This window comes from Erwinia sorbitola (assembly GCF_009738185.1).
Taxonomy (GTDB): domain Bacteria; phylum Pseudomonadota; class Gammaproteobacteria; order Enterobacterales; family Enterobacteriaceae; genus Erwinia; species Erwinia sorbitola.
Genome location: NZ_CP046509.1, coordinates 2,942,493 through 2,963,625, shown reverse-complemented (window position 1 = coordinate 2,963,625; position 21,133 = coordinate 2,942,493). Strand labels below are relative to the sequence as shown.

23 protein-coding genes and 2 tRNA genes are annotated in these 21,133 nt (G+C 52.4%); 10 read left to right on the top strand and 15 right to left on the bottom strand.

Annotated features, from left to right (window positions below; translation table 11 throughout):
* Window positions 1-13: 13 nt before the first annotated feature.
* The gene (hspQ, locus tag GN242_RS13350) at window positions 14-331 is read right to left on the bottom strand and encodes a heat shock protein HspQ (RefSeq protein WP_154752511.1); all 318 of its coding nucleotides are present in this window, start codon (window positions 329-331) and stop codon (window positions 14-16) included.
* A 66-nt stretch (window positions 332-397) separates the two neighbouring features.
* Window positions 398-1,588 carry a 23S rRNA (cytosine(1962)-C(5))-methyltransferase RlmI gene (gene rlmI, locus GN242_RS13345; RefSeq protein WP_156287651.1) on the bottom strand — a complete coding sequence of 397 codons (1,191 nt, stop codon included), beginning with the start codon at window positions 1,586-1,588 and terminating at the stop codon, window positions 398-400.
* An 88-nt stretch (window positions 1,589-1,676) separates the two neighbouring features.
* Here rlmI and yccX point away from each other — a divergent pair, with 88 nt between their 5' ends.
* The gene (gene yccX / locus GN242_RS13340) at window positions 1,677-1,955 is read left to right on the top strand and encodes an acylphosphatase (RefSeq protein WP_156287650.1); all 279 of its coding nucleotides are present in this window, start codon (window positions 1,677-1,679) and stop codon (window positions 1,953-1,955) included.
* 3 nt (window positions 1,956-1,958) lie between these two features.
* Here the strand turns inward: yccX and tusE are convergent, their stop codons facing one another.
* The gene (gene tusE / locus GN242_RS13335) at window positions 1,959-2,285 is read right to left on the bottom strand and encodes a sulfurtransferase TusE (RefSeq protein ID WP_156287649.1); all 327 of its coding nucleotides are present in this window, start codon (window positions 2,283-2,285) and stop codon (window positions 1,959-1,961) included.
* 108 nt (window positions 2,286-2,393) lie between these two features.
* Window positions 2,394-3,050, bottom strand: a complete 657-nt coding sequence (gene yccA / locus GN242_RS13330) for an FtsH protease modulator YccA (protein WP_154751893.1) — start codon at window positions 3,048-3,050, stop codon at window positions 2,394-2,396.
* 229 nt (window positions 3,051-3,279) lie between these two features.
* On the opposite strand from yccA, the gene GN242_RS13325 reads away from it, so the two are divergent.
* From GN242_RS13325 to agp, 3 genes are all read left to right on the top strand, one after another.
* A tRNA-Ser gene (locus tag GN242_RS13325) sits at window positions 3,280-3,367 on the top strand.
* A 247-nt stretch (window positions 3,368-3,614) separates the two neighbouring features.
* Window positions 3,615-3,702 (top strand) — tRNA-Ser (locus GN242_RS13320).
* 445 nt (window positions 3,703-4,147) lie between these two features.
* Window positions 4,148-5,791, top strand: a complete 1,644-nt coding sequence (gene agp / locus GN242_RS13315) for a bifunctional glucose-1-phosphatase/inositol phosphatase (protein WP_156287648.1) — start codon at window positions 4,148-4,150, stop codon at window positions 5,789-5,791.
* 133 nt (window positions 5,792-5,924) lie between these two features.
* Here the strand turns inward: agp and GN242_RS13310 are convergent, their stop codons facing one another.
* Together GN242_RS13310 and GN242_RS13305 are read right to left on the bottom strand one after the other, a co-directional pair.
* Entirely contained in the window at window positions 5,925-7,298 is a 1,374-nt protein-coding gene (locus GN242_RS13310; RefSeq protein ID WP_156287647.1) for an NAD-dependent succinate-semialdehyde dehydrogenase, read from the bottom strand.
* A 164-nt stretch (window positions 7,299-7,462) separates the two neighbouring features.
* Window positions 7,463-7,693 (bottom strand): YccJ family protein, encoded by a 231-nt coding sequence (locus GN242_RS13305; protein ID WP_154751890.1) that lies wholly within the window; start codon window positions 7,691-7,693, stop codon window positions 7,463-7,465.
* Window positions 7,694-8,022: 329 nt separating this feature from the next.
* Between GN242_RS13305 and GN242_RS13300 the strand changes: the two genes are divergently transcribed.
* Window positions 8,023-8,211: a con-10 family general stress protein gene (locus GN242_RS13300; RefSeq protein ID WP_154751889.1), complete on the top strand. Its 189-nt coding sequence runs from the start codon at window positions 8,023-8,025 to the stop codon at window positions 8,209-8,211.
* A 118-nt stretch (window positions 8,212-8,329) separates the two neighbouring features.
* Window positions 8,330-9,250 carry a DMT family transporter gene (locus tag GN242_RS13295; protein WP_154751888.1) on the top strand — a complete coding sequence of 307 codons (921 nt, stop codon included), beginning with the start codon at window positions 8,330-8,332 and terminating at the stop codon, window positions 9,248-9,250.
* A 74-nt stretch (window positions 9,251-9,324) separates the two neighbouring features.
* Here GN242_RS13295 and rutG read toward each other — a convergent pair whose 3' ends face one another.
* From rutG to rutA, 6 genes are read right to left on the bottom strand one after another with little or no spacing between them, the layout of a single operon-like run.
* Window positions 9,325-10,653, bottom strand: a complete 1,329-nt coding sequence (gene rutG, locus GN242_RS13290) for a pyrimidine utilization transport protein G (RefSeq protein WP_154751887.1) — start codon at window positions 10,651-10,653, stop codon at window positions 9,325-9,327.
* Window positions 10,654-10,702: 49 nt separating this feature from the next.
* Window positions 10,703-11,236: an NADH-dependent FMN reductase RutF gene (gene rutF / locus GN242_RS13285; RefSeq protein WP_154751886.1), complete on the bottom strand. Its 534-nt coding sequence runs from the start codon at window positions 11,234-11,236 to the stop codon at window positions 10,703-10,705.
* Window positions 11,212-12,045 (bottom strand): pyrimidine utilization protein D, encoded by an 834-nt coding sequence (gene rutD, locus GN242_RS13280; RefSeq protein ID WP_156287646.1) that lies wholly within the window; start codon window positions 12,043-12,045, stop codon window positions 11,212-11,214. Before rutD ends, rutF begins: the two co-directional genes overlap by 25 nt.
* 10 nt (window positions 12,046-12,055) lie before the next feature.
* Window positions 12,056-12,442, bottom strand: coding sequence for a pyrimidine utilization protein C (gene rutC, locus GN242_RS13275; protein ID WP_154751884.1), 387 nt, complete (start codon window positions 12,440-12,442; stop codon window positions 12,056-12,058).
* 27 nt (window positions 12,443-12,469) lie between these two features.
* On the bottom strand, window positions 12,470-13,177 hold the full coding sequence (rutB, locus tag GN242_RS13270; protein ID WP_154752509.1) for a pyrimidine utilization protein B: 708 nt from the start codon (window positions 13,175-13,177) through the stop codon (window positions 12,470-12,472).
* Window positions 13,178-13,215: 38 nt separating this feature from the next.
* Window positions 13,216-14,307, bottom strand: coding sequence for a pyrimidine utilization protein A (rutA, locus tag GN242_RS13265; protein WP_156287645.1), 1,092 nt, complete (start codon window positions 14,305-14,307; stop codon window positions 13,216-13,218).
* A gap of 376 nt (window positions 14,308-14,683) precedes the next feature.
* On the opposite strand from rutA, the gene rutR reads away from it, so the two are divergent.
* Window positions 14,684-15,349, top strand: coding sequence for an HTH-type transcriptional regulator RutR (rutR, locus tag GN242_RS13260; protein ID WP_154751882.1), 666 nt, complete (start codon window positions 14,684-14,686; stop codon window positions 15,347-15,349).
* Window positions 15,350-15,374: 25 nt separating this feature from the next.
* A complete protein-coding gene (locus tag GN242_RS13255; protein ID WP_154751881.1) occupies window positions 15,375-16,355 on the top strand; it encodes a metal-dependent hydrolase in 981 nt (326 codons plus the stop codon).
* Between the two features lie 34 nt (window positions 16,356-16,389).
* Here GN242_RS13255 and cycA read toward each other — a convergent pair whose 3' ends face one another.
* Window positions 16,390-17,784 carry a D-serine/D-alanine/glycine transporter gene (gene cycA, locus GN242_RS13250; RefSeq protein ID WP_154751880.1) on the bottom strand — a complete coding sequence of 465 codons (1,395 nt, stop codon included), beginning with the start codon at window positions 17,782-17,784 and terminating at the stop codon, window positions 16,390-16,392.
* A 977-nt stretch (window positions 17,785-18,761) separates the two neighbouring features.
* Here cycA and GN242_RS13245 point away from each other — a divergent pair.
* Window positions 18,762-19,484 (top strand): autoinducer binding domain-containing protein, encoded by a 723-nt coding sequence (locus GN242_RS13245; RefSeq protein ID WP_154751879.1) that lies wholly within the window; start codon window positions 18,762-18,764, stop codon window positions 19,482-19,484.
* 128 nt (window positions 19,485-19,612) lie between these two features.
* Window positions 19,613-20,269, top strand: a complete 657-nt coding sequence (locus GN242_RS13240) for an acyl-homoserine-lactone synthase (protein ID WP_154751878.1) — start codon at window positions 19,613-19,615, stop codon at window positions 20,267-20,269.
* A gap of 2 nt (window positions 20,270-20,271) precedes the next feature.
* Here GN242_RS13240 and GN242_RS13235 read toward each other — a convergent pair whose 3' ends face one another.
* Window positions 20,272-20,613: a GlpM family protein gene (locus tag GN242_RS13235; protein WP_154751877.1), complete on the bottom strand. Its 342-nt coding sequence runs from the start codon at window positions 20,611-20,613 to the stop codon at window positions 20,272-20,274.
* Between the two features lie 88 nt (window positions 20,614-20,701).
* On the bottom strand, window positions 20,702-20,926 hold the full coding sequence (locus GN242_RS13230; RefSeq protein ID WP_154751876.1) for a DUF2594 family protein: 225 nt from the start codon (window positions 20,924-20,926) through the stop codon (window positions 20,702-20,704).
* Window positions 20,927-21,133: the final 207 nt, after the last annotated feature.

Genomic DNA, 21,133 nt, shown 5'->3' with positions numbered 1-21,133 from the left:
CGGCGGGGTTCTGTTAGTGTCTCAGACCTGGAGCCTGAAGCTGCTGACGAATTGTGGCGGCCAGTTCATCCAGTGAAGACTGCTCAGGATGTTCGCCGGGTAATTCCCATGCAATTTGCGCCTCTGCCAGATAGGTTTGCACCCTCTGCCCATCATCATCTTCCATCACCACGTGATACCAGGGGGCGGAGCGGAGCGTTTCGCCACCTTCAACTTCTTCAATCGCGGGATCGGTTAAAGAGTACTCCGGGTCGACATCAACGATAACCCCAAGGAAACCGAGTAGCTGATGGCGTACCTGTTGTCCGATACCAAACTTGCTGGCAATCATCATCGTAACCTCCTGAGAAACTTTGTACTTACTCCTCTATATTGGGGCAAGAACAGCGTTTTCAAGTCACAGCACGCGACAGGCAAACCCTTTCAAATACATTCCTTCCGGATAGCTGGCGATCACCGGGTGATCGGCTGCCTGACGGAACTGCTCAATAAACTGAACATCGCGCTGGGCATCAATGGCGGCATCAGCAATGATCTTCTGGAACAGATCGGTTGCCATCAGGCCTGAGCATGAGAAGGTCATCAACATCCCGCCTGGGTTCAGTAACTGCATCGCCAGCATGTTGATGTCTTTGTAGCCACGACAGGCACCCATCAGCTGATTTTTATTCTCAACAAATTTCGGCGGATCCATAATGATCAGATCGAACTTCTCGCCTTCCTCGCGATAGCGACGCAGTAATTTGAATACGTCATCGCGCTGGAATTTGGCTTTATTCACATCCAGACCGTTTAGCTCAACGTTCTGACGAGCCACATCCAGAGCTGCCTGTGAAGTATCAACACTGATCACTTCTGTACAGTTGCCCATTAGCGCCGAAACTGCGAAGCCTCCGGTATAGGAGAAGCAGTTCAGTACCCGGCGGCCTTCTGCATAGCGGCGCGTGGCCAGGCGGCTGTCACGCTGATCAAGGTAGTAACCGGTTTTATGTCCGGTTTGAATATCGACCAGCAATTTCATACCGTGTTCAGTAATAGGCAGCAATTCAGGAGGAGTGTCGCCAAGCACGACGCCCTGAGTCAGCTCCAGTCCCTCTTTTTTGCGCACGCTGACATCAGAACGGTCGTAGATAGCGCAATCCGGGTAACAGGTCTGGAGAGCGGTGATTAACGGCGCGCGCTGATACTCAGCACCGGCTGATAACAGTTGCAACACCAGGAAGTTACCGAAACGGTCAATAGTGATACCCGGTAAGCCATCAGACTCACCAGCGATCAGGCGATAGCTGTCCAGGTTATCGCGCACGGCCAGCCAGTCACGCAGCTGCTGTGCGGCGCGCAGGCGGCGTACAAAGAAGTCGATATCAATCGACTCGTCCTGCTGCCAGCTCCAGACACGGGCGCGGATCTGGGATTCCGGTGACCATGCGGCACGCGCCAGCCATTTACCATGGCTGTCACAAACATCAATGGTTTCACCAGACTGGGCTTTACCTTCTATACGGGCAACCGCTCCGGAGAACACCCACGGATGGCGACGAAGTAAGGACTTTTCACGTCCTTTGGCAAGAATCAAACGAACAGTCATATTTTGCTATGCTTACACTCAGAGAATCAGGCGATATTGTCCGGTGCCGACAGCTAAAAAGCAATCGGTGTTGGTCAGAGGAGAAAAAATGGCAATCATCTGTATCAGGGCATGGGTTCACGGGCTTGTTCAGGGAGTGGGGTTTCGCTACAGCACTCAGCGTCAGGCAAAGGAGCTGGGCGTGACGGGTTATGCTAAAAATCTGGAGGATGGCAGTGTAGAAGTGCTGGCCTGCGGTGAGTCACAACAGGTTGAGGCGCTGCTGGCGTGGTTGAAAGCAGGCGGGCCACGCAACGCCCGCGTTGATAAAGTGCTGGCGGAACCACATCATCCACCGCACCTTCCACACGGATTTACGACAGTTTAACGCCTAAAGGCACTTGGCGGGTTTTGGCAGCCCGGCAATTTTAGTGGCCTGCTTTGCGGGCCCTTTTGGAAACAGCCGGAACAGATAGCGGCTGTTGCCTTTCTCTTCGCCATATTTTTGTGCCATCGCTTTTACCAGCATCCGCACCGCAGGTGAGGTGTTGAATTCCAGATAGAAGGCGCGCACAAAATGCACCACTTCCCAGTGGGCCTCACTCAATTCAATCCCTTCTTCAGCCGCCAGCAGCGGAGCCAGCCCCTCACTCCATGCTGAGGAAGATTTCAGGTATCCCTGCGCGTCACGCTCAATCTCTTTACCGTCAAACTGCACTGTATTACCTCACTATGTAAACCTGCGGCCAGTTTACCAAACTTTTGCTTCAGCAAAAATAAAGCCCCGCAGTGCGGGGCCTTATAGAATGACTGTCAGTCAATTTACTTAGTTACTGCGTGACATACCCAGCAGACTCAGCAGGCTGACAAAGATGTTGTAGATAGAGACATACAGGCTGACGGTGGCGCGAATATAGTTAGTTTCGCCGCCGTGAATAATATTGCTGGTTTCCCACAAAATAGCCCCGGTAGAGAACAGCACAAACAGTGCACTGATCGCCATATGCAGAGCAGGAATATTAAGGAAGATATTAGCAACAACAGCGACCAGCAGCACAACAAAGCCTGCCATCAGCATTCCGGACAGGAACGACATGTCTTTACGGGTGGTCAGCACATAAGCCGAGCAGCCGAAGAAGACCAGCGCAGTACCGCCCAGCGCCAGACCGATAACATCACCCATTCCGGCGGACAGGAAACTGTTCAGGATCGGGCCAAGGCAGTAACCGAGGAAACCGGTAAAGGCAAAGGCCGCCAGAATACCTGCCGGGCTGTCAGCTAAACGATAGGTCAGGAACATCAGACCGTAAAAACCAGCCAGCATCAGTATAAATCCAGGCGCTGGCAGGGCGAAAACAGTGCTCAGTGTAGCCGTCAGCGCGGAGAAAGCTAAGGTCAGGCCAAGCAGGAAATAGGTATTACGCAGAACACGATGCGTACTTAGTAACGAGCTTTCGCGTGCGGAAGAAACGATGCGATCCATAAATCACCTCATAGGGTCACTAAAACAATACTCAGTCTGTCACGCAGCATAAAGAGCATGATGTAGTAGGGAAAGGCGTTTTACCCTTCTTTACTCGCTAACACGCTGATACTTTGTACAAGATGGCGATATTATCAGCGATCGCAAGGGGGGAGGGATTTTTTTTACGCAGTTGATACAAAAGCTACTTTACAAGCCGATCAGGGATGTTTATAGTGCGCCCCATTGTGGAAGCGTGGCCGAGTGGCTGAAGGCACCGGTCTTGAAAACCGGCGACGGGAAACCGTTCTAGAGTTCGAATCTCTACGCTTCCACCATCAAATCCAACGGGTCAGCGTAATGCTGGCCCGTTTTGTTTTGTGCGCAATAAATATCTTCTCCCGCCAGAGTTATTACCGTTTTTCTTCCTTATTAACGCCCATTGCTGATTTTTAAAGCAAACAATCATAAATGCTCACTAAATCAACAAAGTAGCGAAAAATAGTGTTGGCAAACCGAAAAACATCCCCTATACTGCGCTCCATCAGTTAGCGAGAGTCTTCTTAAGTAAGCTGATAACCGTGTGGAAGCGTGGCCGAGTGGCTGAAGGCACCGGTCTTGAAAACCGGCGACGGGAAACCGTTCTAGAGTTCGAATCTCTACGCTTCCACCATCAATTTTGACCCCGGGCTTGTAAAAGCCTGGGGTTTTTTGTTTTATCTGATTCCATTCAGTCCGTGTACCACGGTCGTCGGATATATACGGAAGATATATACAGAAGTAGTCTTTCTCTATATCCATAAATTCAGCCAGACGTTAACACCCTTCAGTTTTCGCTCTCTTCCTGCTATTTTCTTCCCGGGCGTGCGATTAGATCAATCCTAAAAACATCTTGTTTCTTTTCAAACCCCTGAAGCCACTAAGCCGCCGGGGTCAGAGTCTGCTATATTCTCACTATTAATAAACCCGTTATTGGATAATTTCGGGATTAAGCGAGCCTCTGGCCTATAACTCTGGAGAGCGGTGGTGGTGAGTCAGTGCTGATACACTGTTTTCTTGCTGCGCTGCATACTATGCCGGTCAGCACGTTCACCCTTTCGAATCAATGGAATACACACATGATCAAAAAGTTTAGCCTCTGTGCGTTAGCCGTTTGCTCCGCACTATCCGGAATTCCTGCCTGGGCTGCTGATAGTGATTATCAGCTGGAACAAGTACTGATGATGAGCCGTCACAACCTGCGGGCTCCTCTGGCAGATAATGGCAGCGTCCTGTCGCAGGCGACGAAAAAAGCCTGGCCGAAATGGGATGTCCCCGGCGGGCAGCTAACCACGAAAGGCGGAGTGCTTGAAGTCTATATGGGCCGCTATACCCGTGAATGGCTTGCGCAACAGGGGCTGGTTAAAGAGGGTGAGTGCCCGGCGTCCGACGATGTTTACGCCTATGCAAACAGCCTGCAACGCACTGTTGCTACCGCGCAGTTCTTTATTACCGGCGCTTTCCCGGGCTGTGATATCGCCATTTCCCATCAGGATGAGATGGGTTCCATGGATCCGGTGTTTAATCCGGTGATTACCAACGATAGTGAAGAATTTAATAAGCAGGCGCTGACGGCAATTAACGGCCAGGGCGAGAAGCTGGCGCTTAAGCCTGCCTTCCAGCGTCTGGAAAAGATTATCGACTATAAAAACTCCCCAGCCTGTAGCGGTAAAAAACAGTGCGATCTCTCCAGCGATAATCAAAACAAATTTAGTGCGGAAAACGGCAAAGAGCCAAATGTCTCTGGCCCGCTGAAGGTGGGTAACTCGCTGGTGGATGCCTTCACCCTGCAATATTATGAAGGTTTCCCGATGGAGCAGGTGGCCTGGGGGCAAATCAAAACGCCTGAGCAGTGGAAAGAGCTGGCGGCGATCAAAAATGGCTATCAGGACACGCTGTTCACCTCTCCGGTTGTAGCTCGTGAAGTTGCTGCTCCGCTGGTGGACTATATCCGCAGCATGCTGGTCGACCAGGAAAAAGCCAGCGCACCTAAAGTGACCTTGATGGTTGGGCACGATTCGAATATCGCTTCGCTGCTGACTGCGCTGGATTTCAAGCCGTATGAACTCCCAGGTCAGAATGAGAAAACCCCAATTGGTGGCATGGTTCAGTTCCAGCGCTGGCACGATAAGAAAAACGATCGTGAGTTGGTGAAAGTCGAGTATATCTATCAGACATCAAGCCAGCTGCGCGATGCAGAAGCACTGTCGCTGGATAACCCGCCGAAACGTGTGACGCTGCAAATGGCAGGCTGTCCGACGGATGCCAATGGTTTTTGTTCGTGGGATCAGTTCACACAGGTTCTGAATAAGTCACTTCAGGGTACGCCGTTGCAGGTGACTGAAAAGGCACCGGCTGTAGCACCAGCTCCGGCAGAAAAAGCAGTGGATGAGAAGGCCGTGGTTAACAAGACGCTGGCTGATAAAGCAGCCGCAGACCAGGCTGCTGCTGATAAAGCCGCGCAGGCAAAAGCTTCTGCTGAGAAAGCAGCCGCTGACAAGGCCGCCGCCGATAAAGCAGCAAAAGATAAAGCCGTTGCGGATAAAGCCGCTGCGGATCAGGCTGCAAAAGATAAGGCCGCAGCTGATAAAGCTACAGCTGACAAAGCCACAGCTGACAAAGCTGCCGCAGATAAAACCGCAGCAGATAAAGCGAAAGCAGATAAAGCCGGGGCAGAGAGCCAACAGGACGCTAAACCAGCAGCGCAACCTGCGACTAACTGATGGTGTCGGGGCAGCCATTAGCGGCTGTCCATGTTCTGATGTGAAATGTTCTGATGTGAAAAGGGGCGGCCTGGTTAAACAGGCCGCCCCTTTTTTAATCGTGCGAGGGTAATTCAACAGTTACAGCAATCTGTTAATCCTTGCTGATTACCACCAGTTTCTGGTTCACAAACTCTTTAATACCCAGATCGGAGAGTTCACGACCGTAGCCTGAACGTTTTACTCCACCGAAAGGCAGCTCGGCTGAGGTGTTAGTCGCCGAGTTGATATACACCATTCCGGTTTCAATGCGTGACGCCAGTGCTTTACCACGGGCAATATCTTTGGTGAATACTGAACCGCCCAGTCCGTAGTGCGAATCATTGGCGAGTTCAACCACTTCGTCGTCGTTTTTCACCACATAGATCTGCGCCACCGGACCGAAGAACTCTTCAAAATAAGCCGGATTGTCGCGGGTGATGCCGGTCAGGATAGTTGGCTGATAGAAACAACCTTCACCCGGAACCGGTGCACCTCCCAGCACGATTTTAGCGCCTTTCGCTTTTGCCTGCTGAACCTGTTTATCCAGCGTGTCGCGTGCATCAGCAGAAGAGAGCGGGCCGAGAGTCGTGCTGGCATCGAGAGGATCGCCAATTTTTACCGTTTTGAAAGCCTCGGTCATTTTTTCAAGGAAGCGATCGGCCACCTTTTCATGAACCAGGAAGCGTTTAGCGGCAGTACAGACCTGGCCGCAGTTGCTCAGTCGGGCGCCTACGCCAGCTTTTACGGCTTTATCCAGGTCGCTGTCGTCCAGAACAACAAATACATCATTCCCGCCCAGTTCCAGCGTGGTTTTCTTCAGGTATTTACCGGCCTGCTGTGCAACAGAACTACCAGCCCGCTCAGAGCCTGTCAGGGCAGCGCCCTGCACGCGATCATCAGCAATCAGGTTCGCAACCTGATCATTACTGGCAAAAATGTTAGTCCAGGCCCCGTCAGGTGCGCCCGCCTCTTTTACCAGTGATTCAAACAATACTGCGCAATGCGGAACATTTTTCGCATGCTTGGCCATAACCGGATTACCGGCGGCAAGGTTGGGTGCCAGTACACGCATCAGCTGATAGAACGGGAAGTTCCACGGCTCTACGGCAACCAGCACGCCAATTGGATGATTTTCAACCCAGGCTTCGCCCAGCTCGCTGGGGTAGGAGGTTGGAGCCAGAAAACGCTCGGCATTCTCAGCGTAGTAACGAGCAATCTGTGCACAGAGCTGTACTTCGCCCCGGCTTTGTTCAATCAGTTTACCCATCTCGATGCTGGCAGCTTCGGCCAGTTCATCAACGCGGCTGTCAATCAGATCAGCCATCTTTTTCAGCACCTGCAAACGGGGCTGAATAGCACCTTTAGACCAGTCAGAATGGTACAGCGCATCGGCAGTGGCCAGCGCTTGCTCAATCTGGCTGTCGCTGTGGTCGGGCCAGGACTTGATCAGCTTATTACTTGCGGGATTAATCGTCTGGTACGGCATTACGCCTCCTTTGGATAGTGTCAGTAATCAGCCGGGTTCTGGCTGTCAGTAGTGAAACCCAATATAAGCGTAGACGACATATTGACGGGCCGGGACGTTCTCAGAGGAGTCTCACTGGCAGGCTTTACCGGGGGAACCGGCGGGTGCGGGCACCCGCCTTAATGTCAGACGTTTTTTCGCTCAACCACCTTGTTATCCCAGGTCAGCACATCAGCATCAGTCTTATCAAAGGCGCGCAGCAGCACTTCATCACTGCCCTGTTGCTGCCAGATCCCTTCAGCCAGCCGCTCATCATAATTTGCGACTTCAAAGATAGCTTCGGCGATTTCGGGGGAAGTACCGCGCAGAGTTGCCCATTCGCCAACGTGATGCTCTTTCGATTGTTGTGTTGCCATAACGATCTCCTGTTTTTTCTGTTGTGCGTGTTGTGCCTGAATTTTCAGTATAGAAGAGACTGCAATGCCTGCCCGTGAGCCACTCTGCGTTTGCGTGAAAATTCAACGAATGCGCATTTCTTTCCATAAAGCATTAATAAAATTAAGCGGACAAATCAGTGCATTCGCATCGTCATACGCATTAATGGGCCGGTTACGAGCGCGCCGCAGTTTGAATACACTATGCTTAACAGCACGGCAGGCAGTCGTACCTGTCGCTGTCGTTGCCGGAATAACCGGGATATATCGGCAAAATGCAGAATGATGTCTTAACTATTCGGAGGTAAGAAATGGCAGAACATCGTGGTGGATCTGGGAATTTCGCTGAAGACCGTCAAAGAGCATCAGAAGCGGGGCGTAAAGGCGGTAAAGTGAGCGGCGGGAATTTCAAAAATGACCCTAAGCGCGCGTCTCTCGCTGGCGAAAAAGGTGGCCGTAATAGCCGCGGCGGTAAGAGTAAAACGGACGATGTTGAATAAGCCTGGATGCCGCCTGCCGCCGGTTTTTCCGGTGGCACAGTAAGTATCCCTCGCACAGTGCTTGACCCTCCTCAACCAGACCAGCACACTGACGTTAAAACATCAGCAGAGTGCTCCAATGTCCGGTTTCTTTTCCCGTTATAAATTTGCAATAAATCCTCAGGAAGGGGTACTGATCCTCATCACTATGGTCTGGGGAGGCACCTTCCTCGCAGTACATCATGCGATGACCGTCAGCGGCCCGTTTTGGTTTATCGGCGTGCGTTTCGCTACTGCGGCTGTGCTGCTCGGAGTGATCTCCTGGCGTGTACTGCGCGGCGTTACCTGGTATGAAATAAAAGCAGGGGCACTGATTGGTCTGGCGATTGGCCTTGGCTATGGTTTACAAACTTACGGCATGCAGACGATCGCCAGCAGCAAGTCTGCCTTTATCACCGCGCTCTATGTTCCGCTGGTACCGCTGTTACAGTGGATATTTCTCGGAAGAATGCCGGGGCTGATGTCATGGATCGGTATCGTGCTGGCATTTGGCGGCTTGCTGCTGCTGGCCGGGCCGGAAGGGGGTGAGATAGCCTTTAATGCCGGTGAGATCGCCACGCTGCTCAGTACGCTGGCGATTGCGGCGGAAATTATCCTGATCAGCGCCAGCGCAGGAAAAGTTAACGTACAGCGGGTCACGGTGATCCAGCTTGCTGCGGCCTCGATTTTTGGTTTTATTATGATGGTGCCTAACGGTGAATCGGTGCCGCCGTATACTCCTTATCTGCTCTACAGTGCCGTCGGGCTGGGAATGGCAAGCGCACTGATTCAGGTAACAATGAACTGGGCGCAGCGCAGCGTGTCGCCAACCCGAGCCACGGTTATCTATGCCGGAGAGCCAGTGTGGGCGGGGATTGTAGGGCGTATCGCCGGGGAGAGATTACCGGGTATCGCGCTGCTGGGGGGAGCGCTCATCGTTCTGGGCGTATTAATCAGTGAACTGAAACTGAAGCGTAAAAAGAAGGTAAAAAGTCACCCTTCGCCCTCTGCACCGCAGTAGACACGCTCTGTTTCTCATTGAATTCTGCGGGCCGGTGATATCCTCACCGGCCCTTCTTTTTGCGATCTGAGCGATTACAGATCCTGAGGCACCACGCTACTGCCGCTCAGTGCTGCGGCACGTTTATGGCTGAGGAGTGCATTTAGTAAAATGGCTCCGAAGGTTGCCGTGCCAATGCCGCCGAGGGTGAAACTACCAATTTTCAGGGCAAAATCTCCTGCTCCCAGCACCAGGGTAACGGCGACCATAATCAGATTACCGTTCTGACTGAGATCGACACTGTTCTGCACCCAGATACGGGCACCCGCCACCGCAATCAGACCGAATACCACAATCGATGCGCCGCCGATGACCGGGCCTGGAATAGTATGGATCAACGCGCCGAATTTAGGCGAAAATCCCAGCACCATGGCAATCAGCGCCGCTGCGACGAACACCAGTGTGGAATAAACCTTGGTCACGGCCATCACGCCAATATTCTCGGCATAAGTGGTGACACCGCTGCCGCCAACGCCGCCGGATAACATTGTTGCCACCCCGTCGCCGACGAATGCCCGGCCCATATAGGGATCCAGATTGCGCCCGGTCATACCGGCCACTGCTTTGATATGCCCGAGGTTTTCAGCCACCAGAATGACGGCTACCGGGGCGATCATTACCATCGCCTGGGTACTGAAGGTCGGACTGGTCACCAGCGGCATTCCAAACCACGGCGCATTGGCCAGCAGGCTGAAGTCCACGGGTTTCCCTAAGCCAAGACCGTTGGTCAGCAGCGCATAGATCGCCCAGGCAACAATCAGTCCGACGAGGATCAGCAGGCGCTGCACCATTCCCCGGGTAAAGACAGCCACCACGCCGATGCACAGCACTGTCATTACCGCCATCCAGCTATCAAACATCGATGCCGAGACACCACGCACGGCTATCGGTGCCAGATTCAACCCGATGGCCATCACCACTGCGCCGGTTACCACTGGCGGCATCAGTTTTTCAATCCAGCGTGTACCGGCTTTCATCACCAAAAAACCGATCAGGGTGTAGACCAGACCACAGGCGATAATGCCTCCCAGTGCGACGCTGAGATTGGGGTTCAGTCCCTGACCGTTGAAGCCGGTTACTGCAATGACCACCCCAACAAATGCTGCGCTGGAGCCGAGATAGCTGGGTACCCGTCCGCCTGTGATCAGGAAAAACAGCAGTGTACCCACCCCTGACATCAGGATCGACAGATTCGGATCCAACCCCATCAGCAAGGGCATCAGCACCGTAGCGCCAAACATGGCGACCGCGTGCTGCAAACCCATTACTACCGTTTGCCCGAAGGGCAGTGTTTCATCAGGTGCGACAATACCGGTTGTCGACGCCGTCGTTTTCGACCATTGAGGGAACCAGGAACCTGCCATCGTTATCTCCAGAATGTGAGCACTGCATTGACCGGCCGAAGGCGCGGTATCAGAAACTACGAAGTGGTAACGGGTGGTAGCCGCGATCGAAATAGATCAGGCCATGACTGCTGTCGCTGAAAACCAGCGCCTGAGCTTCGCACACCAGAATGTCGTGGGTGCCGACGCTCATCACCTGCGTCACGACACAGTCAAACGAGGCCAGCGCATCGCTGAGGATCGGCGAACCGGTTGCCAGTGTTGACCAGTCGGCGGCGATAAAGCGCTCTGCCATCGGCGTCTTACCGCCGAACAGGTTGGATAAATCTTCATGTCCCGCCGCCAGCGTGTTGACACAGAGCTGCATATTTTCCCGGAAGGCTGCATAGACCGATGCAGAGCGATTCAGGCACACCAGCAGGGTAGGTGGTGTATCTGTCACGCTGCACACCGCCGAGGCGGTAAATCCGGCGCGTCCGGCGGGGCCGTCAGTAGTGATGATATTTACGGCAGCCCCCAGGCGTGCCATCGCGTTACGGAACTGCTGCTTCTCCACGCCAGTGGCGGGGGCAGCAGGGGTCAGCGTATTGAAGGTTTCTGCCATAGTAACTCCATATCAGTGGTATTAGCGGCCAGGCTGTCATCTTGCAGCCAGCTCATCAGCAGGTGATTAAAGGTGGAAGGGTCGGTGACGCTCATGGCGTGGCCACCCCAGTTCATGCGTTGCAGTGTGGCCTGCGGCAGTGCCGCCAGCAGCTCCTCGGAGCAGACCCATGGCACCAGCAGGTCGTCGCGTGTGCAGAGTAAAAGCACCGGCTGGCTAATCTGAGATGCCAGCCCGCTGTAGTCGCAAGCCATCAGCGCATGCAGACGTTTGAGCAGGTTGTCCATGCCCTGGAAATGTGCGGTATGCAGCGTATCTTCGGCTTCAATACGAGCCTGATGCGTCGACAGCCAGTCCGCGGGATACAGAAACAGCGGCTGGGCGCGGACATAAGCCTCGACGCCAACATTCAGCAGCAGATCCTGACGTACGCGGAAGCAGCGGCGGGTATGCGCATCCAGCCGCAGCCAGCCGTTGACCAGCACCAGGCGTGAGACGCGTTCGGGATAATCAAGCGCCAGCTGCATCGCCACCATACCGCCAAGCGCGTGACCAACAATATCGAACTGCGTGATATTGTGCTGCTCCAGCAGATTTGCCAGTTCGCTGGCCATCTCCTGCATACTGTAGACTTCAGGCAGGCTATCCGGGCTGCGACCGGTGCCGCGCTGGTCGTACACCACCACGCGAAACGCCGCGCGCAGCACGTTCATCTGAGGCAGCCAGAAACTTCCCAACCCTCCCAGCCCGGCGGATAACACCACGGTTCTGGCCCCGGGTTCGTCGCGTCCTGATAGCTCAATATGCATCAGTGATTCCTTATTTTCCGATATGGGCCACGCTGGCGATTTCAATCAATGCATCGGCTTTCACCAGCCCGCACTGAATGCAGAAACGAGCGGGTTTTTCGCCGGGGAAATAGTCGGCATACACCGCATTGACCGCCGCGTAGTTGCTCCAGTCGGTAATAAAAATGGAGTTAAAAGTCACGTCGTTCATCGTGCCGCCAGCCGTTTCAATGACGCTCTTAATGGTTTCCAGTACGTGCCGGGTTTGGGCCGCCGCATCTCCAACATGAACTACGTTATTATCTTTATCGAACGGTAGTGTTCCGGACACATACACCACACCGTCGGCCAGCGTTCCCGGTACAAAAGGAGCAATGGGTACGCTGGTGCCCGGCGGGGTAATAATGGTTTTTGGCATGGTCTGTTCTCCGTCAGTAGGTCAGGGTTAAGCCGTCTGTTTCACGGCAGCGGGTTCAGTTTGCAGCGCAGCACAAAAACTGCCGACGTCAGAGACCCAGCCAAAGAAGGTTTCAATATTGAAAATGGCCGCCTGCTGGGCAAACAGTGGCCCTGCCTGGTAGGTGGCGTCTTCCAGCACGATGCCGAAATACTCAAGAAAGAAGCCATCACGTAGCGTTGATTCCACGCAGACATTGGTGGCTATGCCGGTGAACACTAAATGGCGGATGCCGCGGCTGCGCAGCATGCTGTCTAGTGCGGTATTAAAGAAGCCGCTATAACGCGGTTTTGGCAGTACAATATCGCCCGGCTGCGGCGTCAGCTGATCGACTAACTGATAATCCCATCCGCCTTTTGCCAGCAGCGTTCCCTGTAATTCCGGATTCTTGCGCATTGTTTTTAGCGCGTTCGACTTGTGCCAGTTTGGTGAGCCAGGCCCGCCTGCCTCAACGTACTGATCGTCCCAACCATTCTGAAACCAGATCACCTGGATCCCCGCCTCGCGTGCGGCCTTTACCGCTATGTTGATCTGTTCGATCACCGGACGCGTAGCTGAGACATCAAATCCGGCCAGATCAAGGTAGCCGCCGGGGGTGGCGTAGGCATTCTGCATATCGACTACAATCAATGCAGTCTGCTCTGGCGGAAAAACAATGGATTCCGGACGTGCGGGCAGGGTAATCGCATTCTGCATTGAGGCGGTGGTGCAGACAACGGCGGGTTTCGCGTTCATTATGCTACCTCCTGAGCAGCTTCAATGACATCAATACGGCACTGCATCAGCGGTTGAATGCGTTCGCCAAAGTTCTCAATTCCTTGCAGGAAGTCATCAAAGGTCAGCAGCACACCCTGGGTGCCTTCGACGGTGGCAACCTCGTCCAGCATGCGGGCCACATTGGCATAAGAGCCGACAAGCGTACCCATATTGATATTGACCGCAGAAGTCGGATCCGCCATCTGGCGGACGTTAGTATCGCTACCGGAACGTTTATCCTGCTGGCTTTGTGTGGTCAGCCATGACAGCGCTTCTTCATCGGCTCCGGCTTTGTAGTGTTCCCATTTGGCGCGTGCCGCTTCATCGGTTTCATCAGCGATAATCATAAACAGCACGTAGGAACCGACATCCCGGCCCTCTGCATCGGCGGCAACTTTCATTCGCGCCGCCGTTGGAGCGAATGCGCAGGGAGTGTTCACACCCTTACCAAAACAGAAGTTGTAGTCGGCGTGTTTGGCCGAAAATTCCATACCAGCATCGCTCTGCCCGGCACAGATCACCTTCATCGGTTTCTGAGGCTGTGGGCTGAGTCGGCAATCATTCATGGTGAAGAATTCGCCTTTAAGATCGGATTTGCCGGTGCCCCACAGGTCGCGCAGGACGCTGACGTATTCGGTGAGATAGTCATAGCGACGGGAGAAGTATTCATCGCCAGGCCACAGACCCATCTGGTCATATTCGGGTTTCTGCCAGCCGGTCACCAGGTTAACGCCAAAACGGCCACCGGAGATAGAGTCGATGGTCGACGCCATGCGGGCGACAATGGCGGGTGGCAGGGTGAGTGTCGCGGCAGTGGCATAGATCTCTATACGCGAGGTAACGGCCGCCAGGCCTGCCATCAAAGTAAAGGATTCGAGGTTGTGATCCCAAAACTCGGTTTTGCCACCAAAGCCACGCAATTTGATCATCGATAATGCAAAATCGAAATGATAATGCTCTGCCTTCAGTACGATAGCTTTGTTCAGTTCAAAGGTGGGCATGTACTGCGGCGCGTTGTTGGAGATTAACCAGCCGTTGTTGCCGATCGGGATAAAAACACCAATTTTCATATGACATCCTCTGCGTGAGTGAAAGATTGAATCCCGGCGCTGCGATGCATCCTGCATTTTCCTTTGAAGCGGCGCTGTTAATCAGATTGCAAAGGCTGTGCCAGTTTCAGAAATGTTATTAAAAACAGTTGGTTGTTTATTCTTTGTAAAAGAATAGCTGGAGCGGATGATCAAAATCAGACCATTTGGTAAAAACAGGTGCACAATAAAAAGGCGCTGATGTGCAATAAAAGTGCACTCTCAATAACTTCATGCTGTGGCACAGACCGTTCTCCAGGGACGCTGAGGCCGTCTGCATAGCTGCGGTACGGAACATTGAGGGTGTAGCTCTGATTAGGTATGTCAGGAGTGATTTGTTATTATCCTGGCAACCCACATGGATCATGGAGTCACGGTGAATTCTACTGATAAGTTACCGGCCAAAGCCCCGACGCGCCGTGCCCGCGCAGTGGCAGCAAAACGTTCCGCTATCCTCTCTGCGGCGCTGGAATTTTTCTCGCAATATGGTATTCACGGCACCAGCCTGGACAGAGTGGCAGAGCGTGCTGACGTATCAAAAACCAATCTGTTGTACTACTTCCCTTCAAAAGAAGAGCTTTATATTGCGGTACTGAAAGACCTGCTGGATGTCTGGCTGGCACCGTTGCGTGCTCTGCGCCACGATCAGCATCCGCTGGAGGCGATACGTGACTATATTCGGCTTAAACTGGAAGTTTCCCGCGATCACCCTCAGGCTTCGCGCCTGTTCTGCATGGAGATGCTACAGGGCGCGCCGTTGTTAAAAGCAGAACTGGCGGGAGATTTACGCCATCTGGTTGAAGATAAGGCCGCAGTAATTGAGGCCTGGGTACAGCAGGGCAAGCTGGCTACTATTCAGCCAGACCATCTGATTTTTATGCTGTGGGCCACCACCCAGCACTATGCGGATTTTGCCACTCAGGTGGAGGCGATTACCGGGCAAACCCTGAATGATGAGCACTTCTTCAATCAGACGGTAGAAAACGTGCAGCGCATGGTGATTGAGGGTATCCGCGTACGCTAGAGTCAGTGGCTAACAGGGAGCGATAATGGATTCCGTTTCACAACTTGTTCTCGGAGCATCGGTCGCGGTGGCCGTAATGGGGCGTAAAGTCCCGGTTTGGCAGGCGGCAGCAGTGGGGGCTGTCTGCGGGACATTGCCCGATCTTGATGTTTTTATCGACCATGGCGATGCTATTCGCAATATGACCCTGCATCGCACCGAGAGCCACGCGTTGTTCTGGCTGACGCTGATTTCCCCTGTGCTGGCGTGGCTATGCGGCAGAATCACCCGTCAGCCGCACATTTTTGGTCGCTGGTGGTGGGCGGTATGGCTGGCGCTCATTACCCATCCGCTCCTTGATCTGACCACGGTGTACGGTACCCAGCTGGCGCTGCCGTTTACCGATCGGCCCTTCGCCATTGGCAGCATGTTTATTATTGATCCGCTCTACACACTGCCGCTGCTGGCCGGGCTGGTGGCGGTGCTGGTGTGGAGAAATACGCATGGACGACGCTGGAATATGCTGGGTTTAAGCCTGAGCTGTCTGTATCTGGTGTGGAGTATGGTCGCACAGGCCTGGGTCACCCAGGAGGTGAAGCAGCAGCTTGCGCAGCAGCATATTAAAGCAGAGCGTTTGCTGGTGACCCCTACGGCGTTTAACACTTTGCAGTGGCGGGTTGTGGCGATCACCGCAGAAGAATATCAGGAAGGATTCTGGTCGCTGTTAAGTCAGGATAAGCCGCTGGTGCTGACTGCCCATGATAATGGCCGCGCACTCTATCAACAGTTCAGGGATAACTGGTACGTTCAGCGCATGGCCTGGTTCAGCGGTGGGTTTTATGCGATGAAGCGCGTGGGAGATCATATCACTATCACCGACCTGCGGATGGGCGAAGAGCCGGACTACAACTTTACCTTTGATTTAGGCCCTGAGCCGCTTAAGAACGGGCCATACAAGCCGGAGCGCTTACCGGTTCAGCGCCTGCCGCTCGGGCAGGCGCTACATAAGCTGTGGTCAAGATTTTAACGGAACGGGGCAGGTTAGCCTGGCCCGTTATCGGTTATCCAGCTTTACGTTTACGCAGGAACCATCCTACCGCCAGCATGATAAACCAGAGCGGCGTTACCATCAGCGCCTGACGGGTATCCTCTTCCAGGGTCAACAGCACCAGCACAAAAGCAAAGAAGGCCATACACACCCAGCACATCAACTTGCCAAGCGGCATTTTATAGCTGGAGGCTGCATGGCGTTCCGGATGCTTCTTGCGGTAGGCCAGGTAGGAGCAGAGGATAATCGTCCAGACAAACATAAACAGAATGGCAGAGACCGTAGTGACCAGCGTAAATACCGTCATCACATTCGGGATCAGATAGATCAGCGCCACGCCTCCCAGCAGACACAGGCAGGAGAAGAACAGGCCAGTAGTCGGCACTGCCCGGCGTGAGAGCATACCAAAGCGGCGATGCGCCACACCCTGCTGCGCCAGACCGTACAGCATACGGCTGGTGGAGAAGATGCCGCTGTTTGCTGACGAGGCCGCCGAGGTCAGCACCACAAAGTTGACGATGCTCGCCGCTGCCGGCAGGCCAATCAGCATAAACATTTCAACAAACGGGCTGCGATCGGCTACCACCTGATCCCACGGCGTGACCGCCATAATCACCATCAGCGACAGCACGTAGAACATAATAATACGTAACGGGATGGCGTTAATTGCACGCGGCAGAACAGTTTTCGGGTCATGGGTTTCCGCTGCGGCGGTTCCCACCAGCTCAATGCCAACAAAAGCAAACACCGCAATCTGGAAGCCAGCGAAGAAGCCGCTTAACCCTTTAGGGAACATACCGCCGTGATCCCAGATATTGCTCAGTGAGGCAGTACCGCCACCCGGTGACGGATAGTGCATGGCCACCAGCACGATGCCCGTAGCAATAAGCGCAACAATGGCGACGATTTTAATAATCGCGAACCAAAACTCCATCTCGCCGAAAAGTTTAACTGTAGCGATATTAAGCGACAGGAACACAACGATACAGAGCAGGGCGCTCATCCAGATCGAAAAATCCGGGAACCAGAGCTGGAAATATGAACTGATCGCCACCACATCAGCAATACCGGTAACTACCCAGCAGAACCAGTAAGTCCAGCCGGTAAAATAGCCTGCCCAGGGGCCGAGCAGGTCGGCGGCGAAATCGCTAAACGATTTGTACTCAAGATTGGAGAGCAGCAGCTCACCCATCGCGCGCATGACGAAGAACAGCATAAAACCGATGATCATGTATACGAATATGATCGACGGCCCGGCAAGGCTGATGGTTTTCCCCGAGCCCATAAACAGGCCGGTACCGATTGCACCGCCAATAGCGATAAGCTGAATATGACGATTATGCAGATTACGCCGGAGGGTGTCCGGTTCTTCTTCTGAGGCGACAGCCTCTTTTAATTGATCAACCATTAACGGGTTTCCTGTCCAGTGGTGATGATGTGAAAGCTCTGATGGCTTTTCGTGTGTCTGATGTTGTCGAGGTTAGTGCGGTCAAGAGCTTAACGTAAAATCCCGGCTGAGAAAGCAAAAATGCGACTAAACTGCGATAACGCCGCATCGGCTGGTTAAAAACCGGGCACCCATCGTCGTGTCAGGAGTAAAGTGGGGGAGAAGTGATCTATAACCGGGATCCTGCTGCTGCTGAAACGTCCTGACCAGTAAATTATCTGGTAGCAATAAATTGAACGAGGGCGGGAGAATAATGAGCGGATAACTGTGATAAATATTCAATACGACGCTATTGCCGGATCAGGCAGCCTGAGCAGAGCACGAGTCGTGCTAACTTCCGGGTAACCGCTACGACTGACCCGATCGTATAAAAAGAGGGTGATATCCGCTGTGTAACAAATTGTTAAGTCCATACTGAGAGCATGGGATTACCTTAAGCTGCTCCAGGGCATCTAACCTATTGCAGAAAAGCCAAATACCGCAATGCAGGTGATAATTGATAATAATATCAGCATGTTTTAACTTTTTTTGAGCAGAGTACTTTTTTGCTACTAAGTTGAGGTCGCATGATACTGTAAAACTATTGTGCATAAAGCCTGTAACAAATGGGTCAAAATTATTGAATGTTTATAGGAAAAATCCTATTCTAACCCAGCCAGGTCAGGGTGGCGTAGAATCGATGTATCCCGGTGACGGTGCCGGGGATAAATGATTACGCAAGTTATTATTGGTCGGTGACCGTTTTTTAAGGTTTATTTTCAGGATGATTTTTATGCCTGTAATCACTAAATCCTGAGCTTAAGGAATTGTTTTTTTCCCTGAGACAACGATTAGCAATTAGATTTTTTACTCGATTTCATTCATTTTTTTACTGCCATATTTACAATGACAATTATAATCAGGACGGGGTCTTTCTCCCCTGTTGGACTGAGGCATTAATGACATCTGAGAACTATTTCAGTTGGCGAAGCGAGATACAATTGGCTTTTCGTAAGGGAAGCGAAGTCGCTCATATTACCAGGATAATTGAGCAGCAGGCACGGGAGTTAGAATTCGATTTTTATGCACTGTTTATACGTCATCCAGTGCCTTTTACCCGGCCTAAAACTTTTTTTTACAGCAATTACCCGCAAAAGTGGATTGATTATTATTTACGTAAAGACTTTATGCAGCTGGATCCGGTACTAAAAAACTGTAACCAGCCGGGCATGATTTGGCTGTGGGAAGGGGATGCCACTTCCGCTGGCCAGCGTGTTTTTGACGCTGCCCGCACCCATGGCATTTATCATGGGGTTTCTTGTTCGGTGATGGCTAAAAACAGAGCCGTGGGAATCCTATCATTTTCGTCGGGCAATCCATCTAAAATGATAGCATTAACCACTGAATTTGAACTAAAACTCCAGTATATTTCGGATCTGTCGATGGCAGCTTTGATCGAGATAAATGATATTTCGATGCTATCAACACGACTGGAGCTCAGTGAAAGAGAGCTGGAAATTCTCAAATGGACGGCAGAGGGGAAGACATCAGCAGAAATATCACTGATTCTTTCCATCTCGGAAAATACGGTCAATTTTCACCAAAAAAATATGCAAAAACGATTTAATGCACCAAACAAAACGCAAATTGCCTCTTACGCCGCAGCAATCGGTTTAATCTGAAAGAGGATGCAACTACCAAATTTGGTAGTTTCGAATTGCTATACGGTTGTCTACCCTGCGACAGGGTAACAACCCTGCCCGAACCGTCAGGAGCGGCGCTCACGAGGGAATGCGACAGGGGATCATGAATGAAGATTATCCAAACTAAGCTGAAGGACATGCCGTCATCGTTATTGGCAGAATTAGGAAGTTATCGTTACAGCGTCTTCGCCAGAGGTGAAGGTTGGTCTATTCCGTCACGTCTTAGTACGCCAGGCCAGGAGTACGATCGCTACGATCGTTCCGATGTTATCTGGCTGATTGCCTGGACGGCGCAGCATGGAATCTGTGGCTGTGCCCGCTTAATGGCATGGCAGGATCCCGACAGCGGCCATACAACAGCAGATCATAGCAGTAACGGCATCAACAATGTTAATGGCAGTAGCGCAAGTGATGCCAGTGATACTGTCTGGGAAATGTCGCGTTTTTCCGCCCGACTGGAAATTGATGAGGAGCTGCCGCTTAACATCTTATGGCACGCGGTGCAGCTGGCAGAGCAATCCGGCATAAAGTATCTGTACAGTGCGGCGACGCCGATGCTGGAGCAGATGTTTGAGCAACATCAGGTGAACTACCATCCGCTAACGCCGGGAGTTATTCAGTCGGAAGATAACCTGTTCGCGGTAAAAATTCCGGTTACCCAGCTAAAACTTGCTGAAAAGTTCCATGGCGCACGACGCTTCCGGCCTGAAGAGGTTCTCCCTACGCTCGGAGTCTCTGTTCCCTGGGGGACACGCGGACGCTAAATTTATTGTCCATGCCATTTTGACCACAGCGTAATCAACACCCACGCTGCCACGCCCCAACACAAGACGGCTGCCAGCAGAGCCAGCGGCAGCCGCATCATCGCAATAAAATACCAGAGTGCCAGCAGATAAACGAAGTAGGGCACAATAGCCCACATGCCGAAGATAATCGTTGTTCGCAGCGCATCAATGCCGCGCTCGCTACCCACAATATAATGGGCTATCAGTGCGAAGGTGGGAAACAGCGGAATCAGTCCGGCAAGATAGTAGTGACGGGTCTTCGACAGCAGCCCGATTAACACGACTACTGCCGCCCCAAGTAGTGCTTTGAAAAGTAAGCCCATTGCTCTGTTCTGTCAGTGAAAAGGCTAAGGTGTGACAAAATCATGAAAAAAGCAACGGGCCTTTTGCCTGACTGAAGGTGCAGGCGTGCTACTGACGATAGGCGTGTTTGATCTGTTTAATGGTATTGCTAAACACTTCCGCCTGCTGCTGGTCTTCCAGTTTGGCGATATAACGCTCCATATTGATGATGACTTTACCGGCATCCGCCTGGCCCATGCCTTTTAGCATTAGTGTGACAAGCGCTTTCATACACGTCACTTCGTTAGCTAATGCCTGCACTTCCTCGCTGGTTGAAAAGTCAGTCTCGCTCATGATTTCTCCCTATAGGCTGTAAAAAACGGTGCTTCCGGTTCATTTACCAGGCACGTAAAGTGTTTGAAAGTATATCATATAATGGCATGAACAAGTTGCAGTACAGGTTAGCTGAACCGATAACAGCCCGGTGAGTTGTTGAGATAAACTCTTACGAAGACCATTACTTTAAGTAGCGTTATTTCCAGAGATATAGGTTTGTGTTAA

Coding starts and splice junctions, on each gene's coding strand:
- hspQ (WP_154752511.1), bottom strand. CDS start 331: ATGATTGCCAGCAAGTTTGGTATCGGACAACAGGTACGCCATCAGCTA.
- rlmI (WP_156287651.1), bottom strand. CDS start 1,588: ATGACTGTTCGTTTGATTCTTGCCAAAGGACGTGAAAAGTCCTTACTT.
- yccX (WP_156287650.1), top strand. CDS start 1,677: ATGGCAATCATCTGTATCAGGGCATGGGTTCACGGGCTTGTTCAGGGA.
- yccA (WP_154751893.1), bottom strand. CDS start 3,050: ATGGATCGCATCGTTTCTTCCGCACGCGAAAGCTCGTTACTAAGTACG.
- agp (WP_156287648.1), top strand. CDS start 4,148: ATGATCAAAAAGTTTAGCCTCTGTGCGTTAGCCGTTTGCTCCGCACTA.
- GN242_RS13310 (WP_156287647.1), bottom strand. CDS start 7,298: ATGCCGTACCAGACGATTAATCCCGCAAGTAATAAGCTGATCAAGTCC.
- GN242_RS13305 (WP_154751890.1), bottom strand. CDS start 7,693: ATGGCAACACAACAATCGAAAGAGCATCACGTTGGCGAATGGGCAACT.
- GN242_RS13300 (WP_154751889.1), top strand. CDS start 8,023: ATGGCAGAACATCGTGGTGGATCTGGGAATTTCGCTGAAGACCGTCAA.
- GN242_RS13295 (WP_154751888.1), top strand. CDS start 8,330: ATGTCCGGTTTCTTTTCCCGTTATAAATTTGCAATAAATCCTCAGGAA.
- rutG (WP_154751887.1), bottom strand. CDS start 10,653: ATGGCAGGTTCCTGGTTCCCTCAATGGTCGAAAACGACGGCGTCGACA.
- rutF (WP_154751886.1), bottom strand. CDS start 11,236: ATGGCAGAAACCTTCAATACGCTGACCCCTGCTGCCCCCGCCACTGGC.
- rutD (WP_156287646.1), bottom strand. CDS start 12,045: ATGCATATTGAGCTATCAGGACGCGACGAACCCGGGGCCAGAACCGTG.
- rutC (WP_154751884.1), bottom strand. CDS start 12,442: ATGCCAAAAACCATTATTACCCCGCCGGGCACCAGCGTACCCATTGCT.
- rutB (WP_154752509.1), bottom strand. CDS start 13,177: ATGCAGAATGCGATTACCCTGCCCGCACGTCCGGAATCCATTGTTTTT.
- rutA (WP_156287645.1), bottom strand. CDS start 14,307: ATGAAAATTGGTGTTTTTATCCCGATCGGCAACAACGGCTGGTTAATC.
- rutR (WP_154751882.1), top strand. CDS start 14,684: ATGGATCATGGAGTCACGGTGAATTCTACTGATAAGTTACCGGCCAAA.
- GN242_RS13255 (WP_154751881.1), top strand. CDS start 15,375: ATGGATTCCGTTTCACAACTTGTTCTCGGAGCATCGGTCGCGGTGGCC.
- cycA (WP_154751880.1), bottom strand. CDS start 17,784: ATGGTTGATCAATTAAAAGAGGCTGTCGCCTCAGAAGAAGAACCGGAC.
- GN242_RS13245 (WP_154751879.1), top strand. CDS start 18,762: ATGACATCTGAGAACTATTTCAGTTGGCGAAGCGAGATACAATTGGCT.
- GN242_RS13240 (WP_154751878.1), top strand. CDS start 19,613: ATGAAGATTATCCAAACTAAGCTGAAGGACATGCCGTCATCGTTATTG.
- GN242_RS13235 (WP_154751877.1), bottom strand. CDS start 20,613: ATGGGCTTACTTTTCAAAGCACTACTTGGGGCGGCAGTAGTCGTGTTA.
- GN242_RS13230 (WP_154751876.1), bottom strand. CDS start 20,926: ATGAGCGAGACTGACTTTTCAACCAGCGAGGAAGTGCAGGCATTAGCT.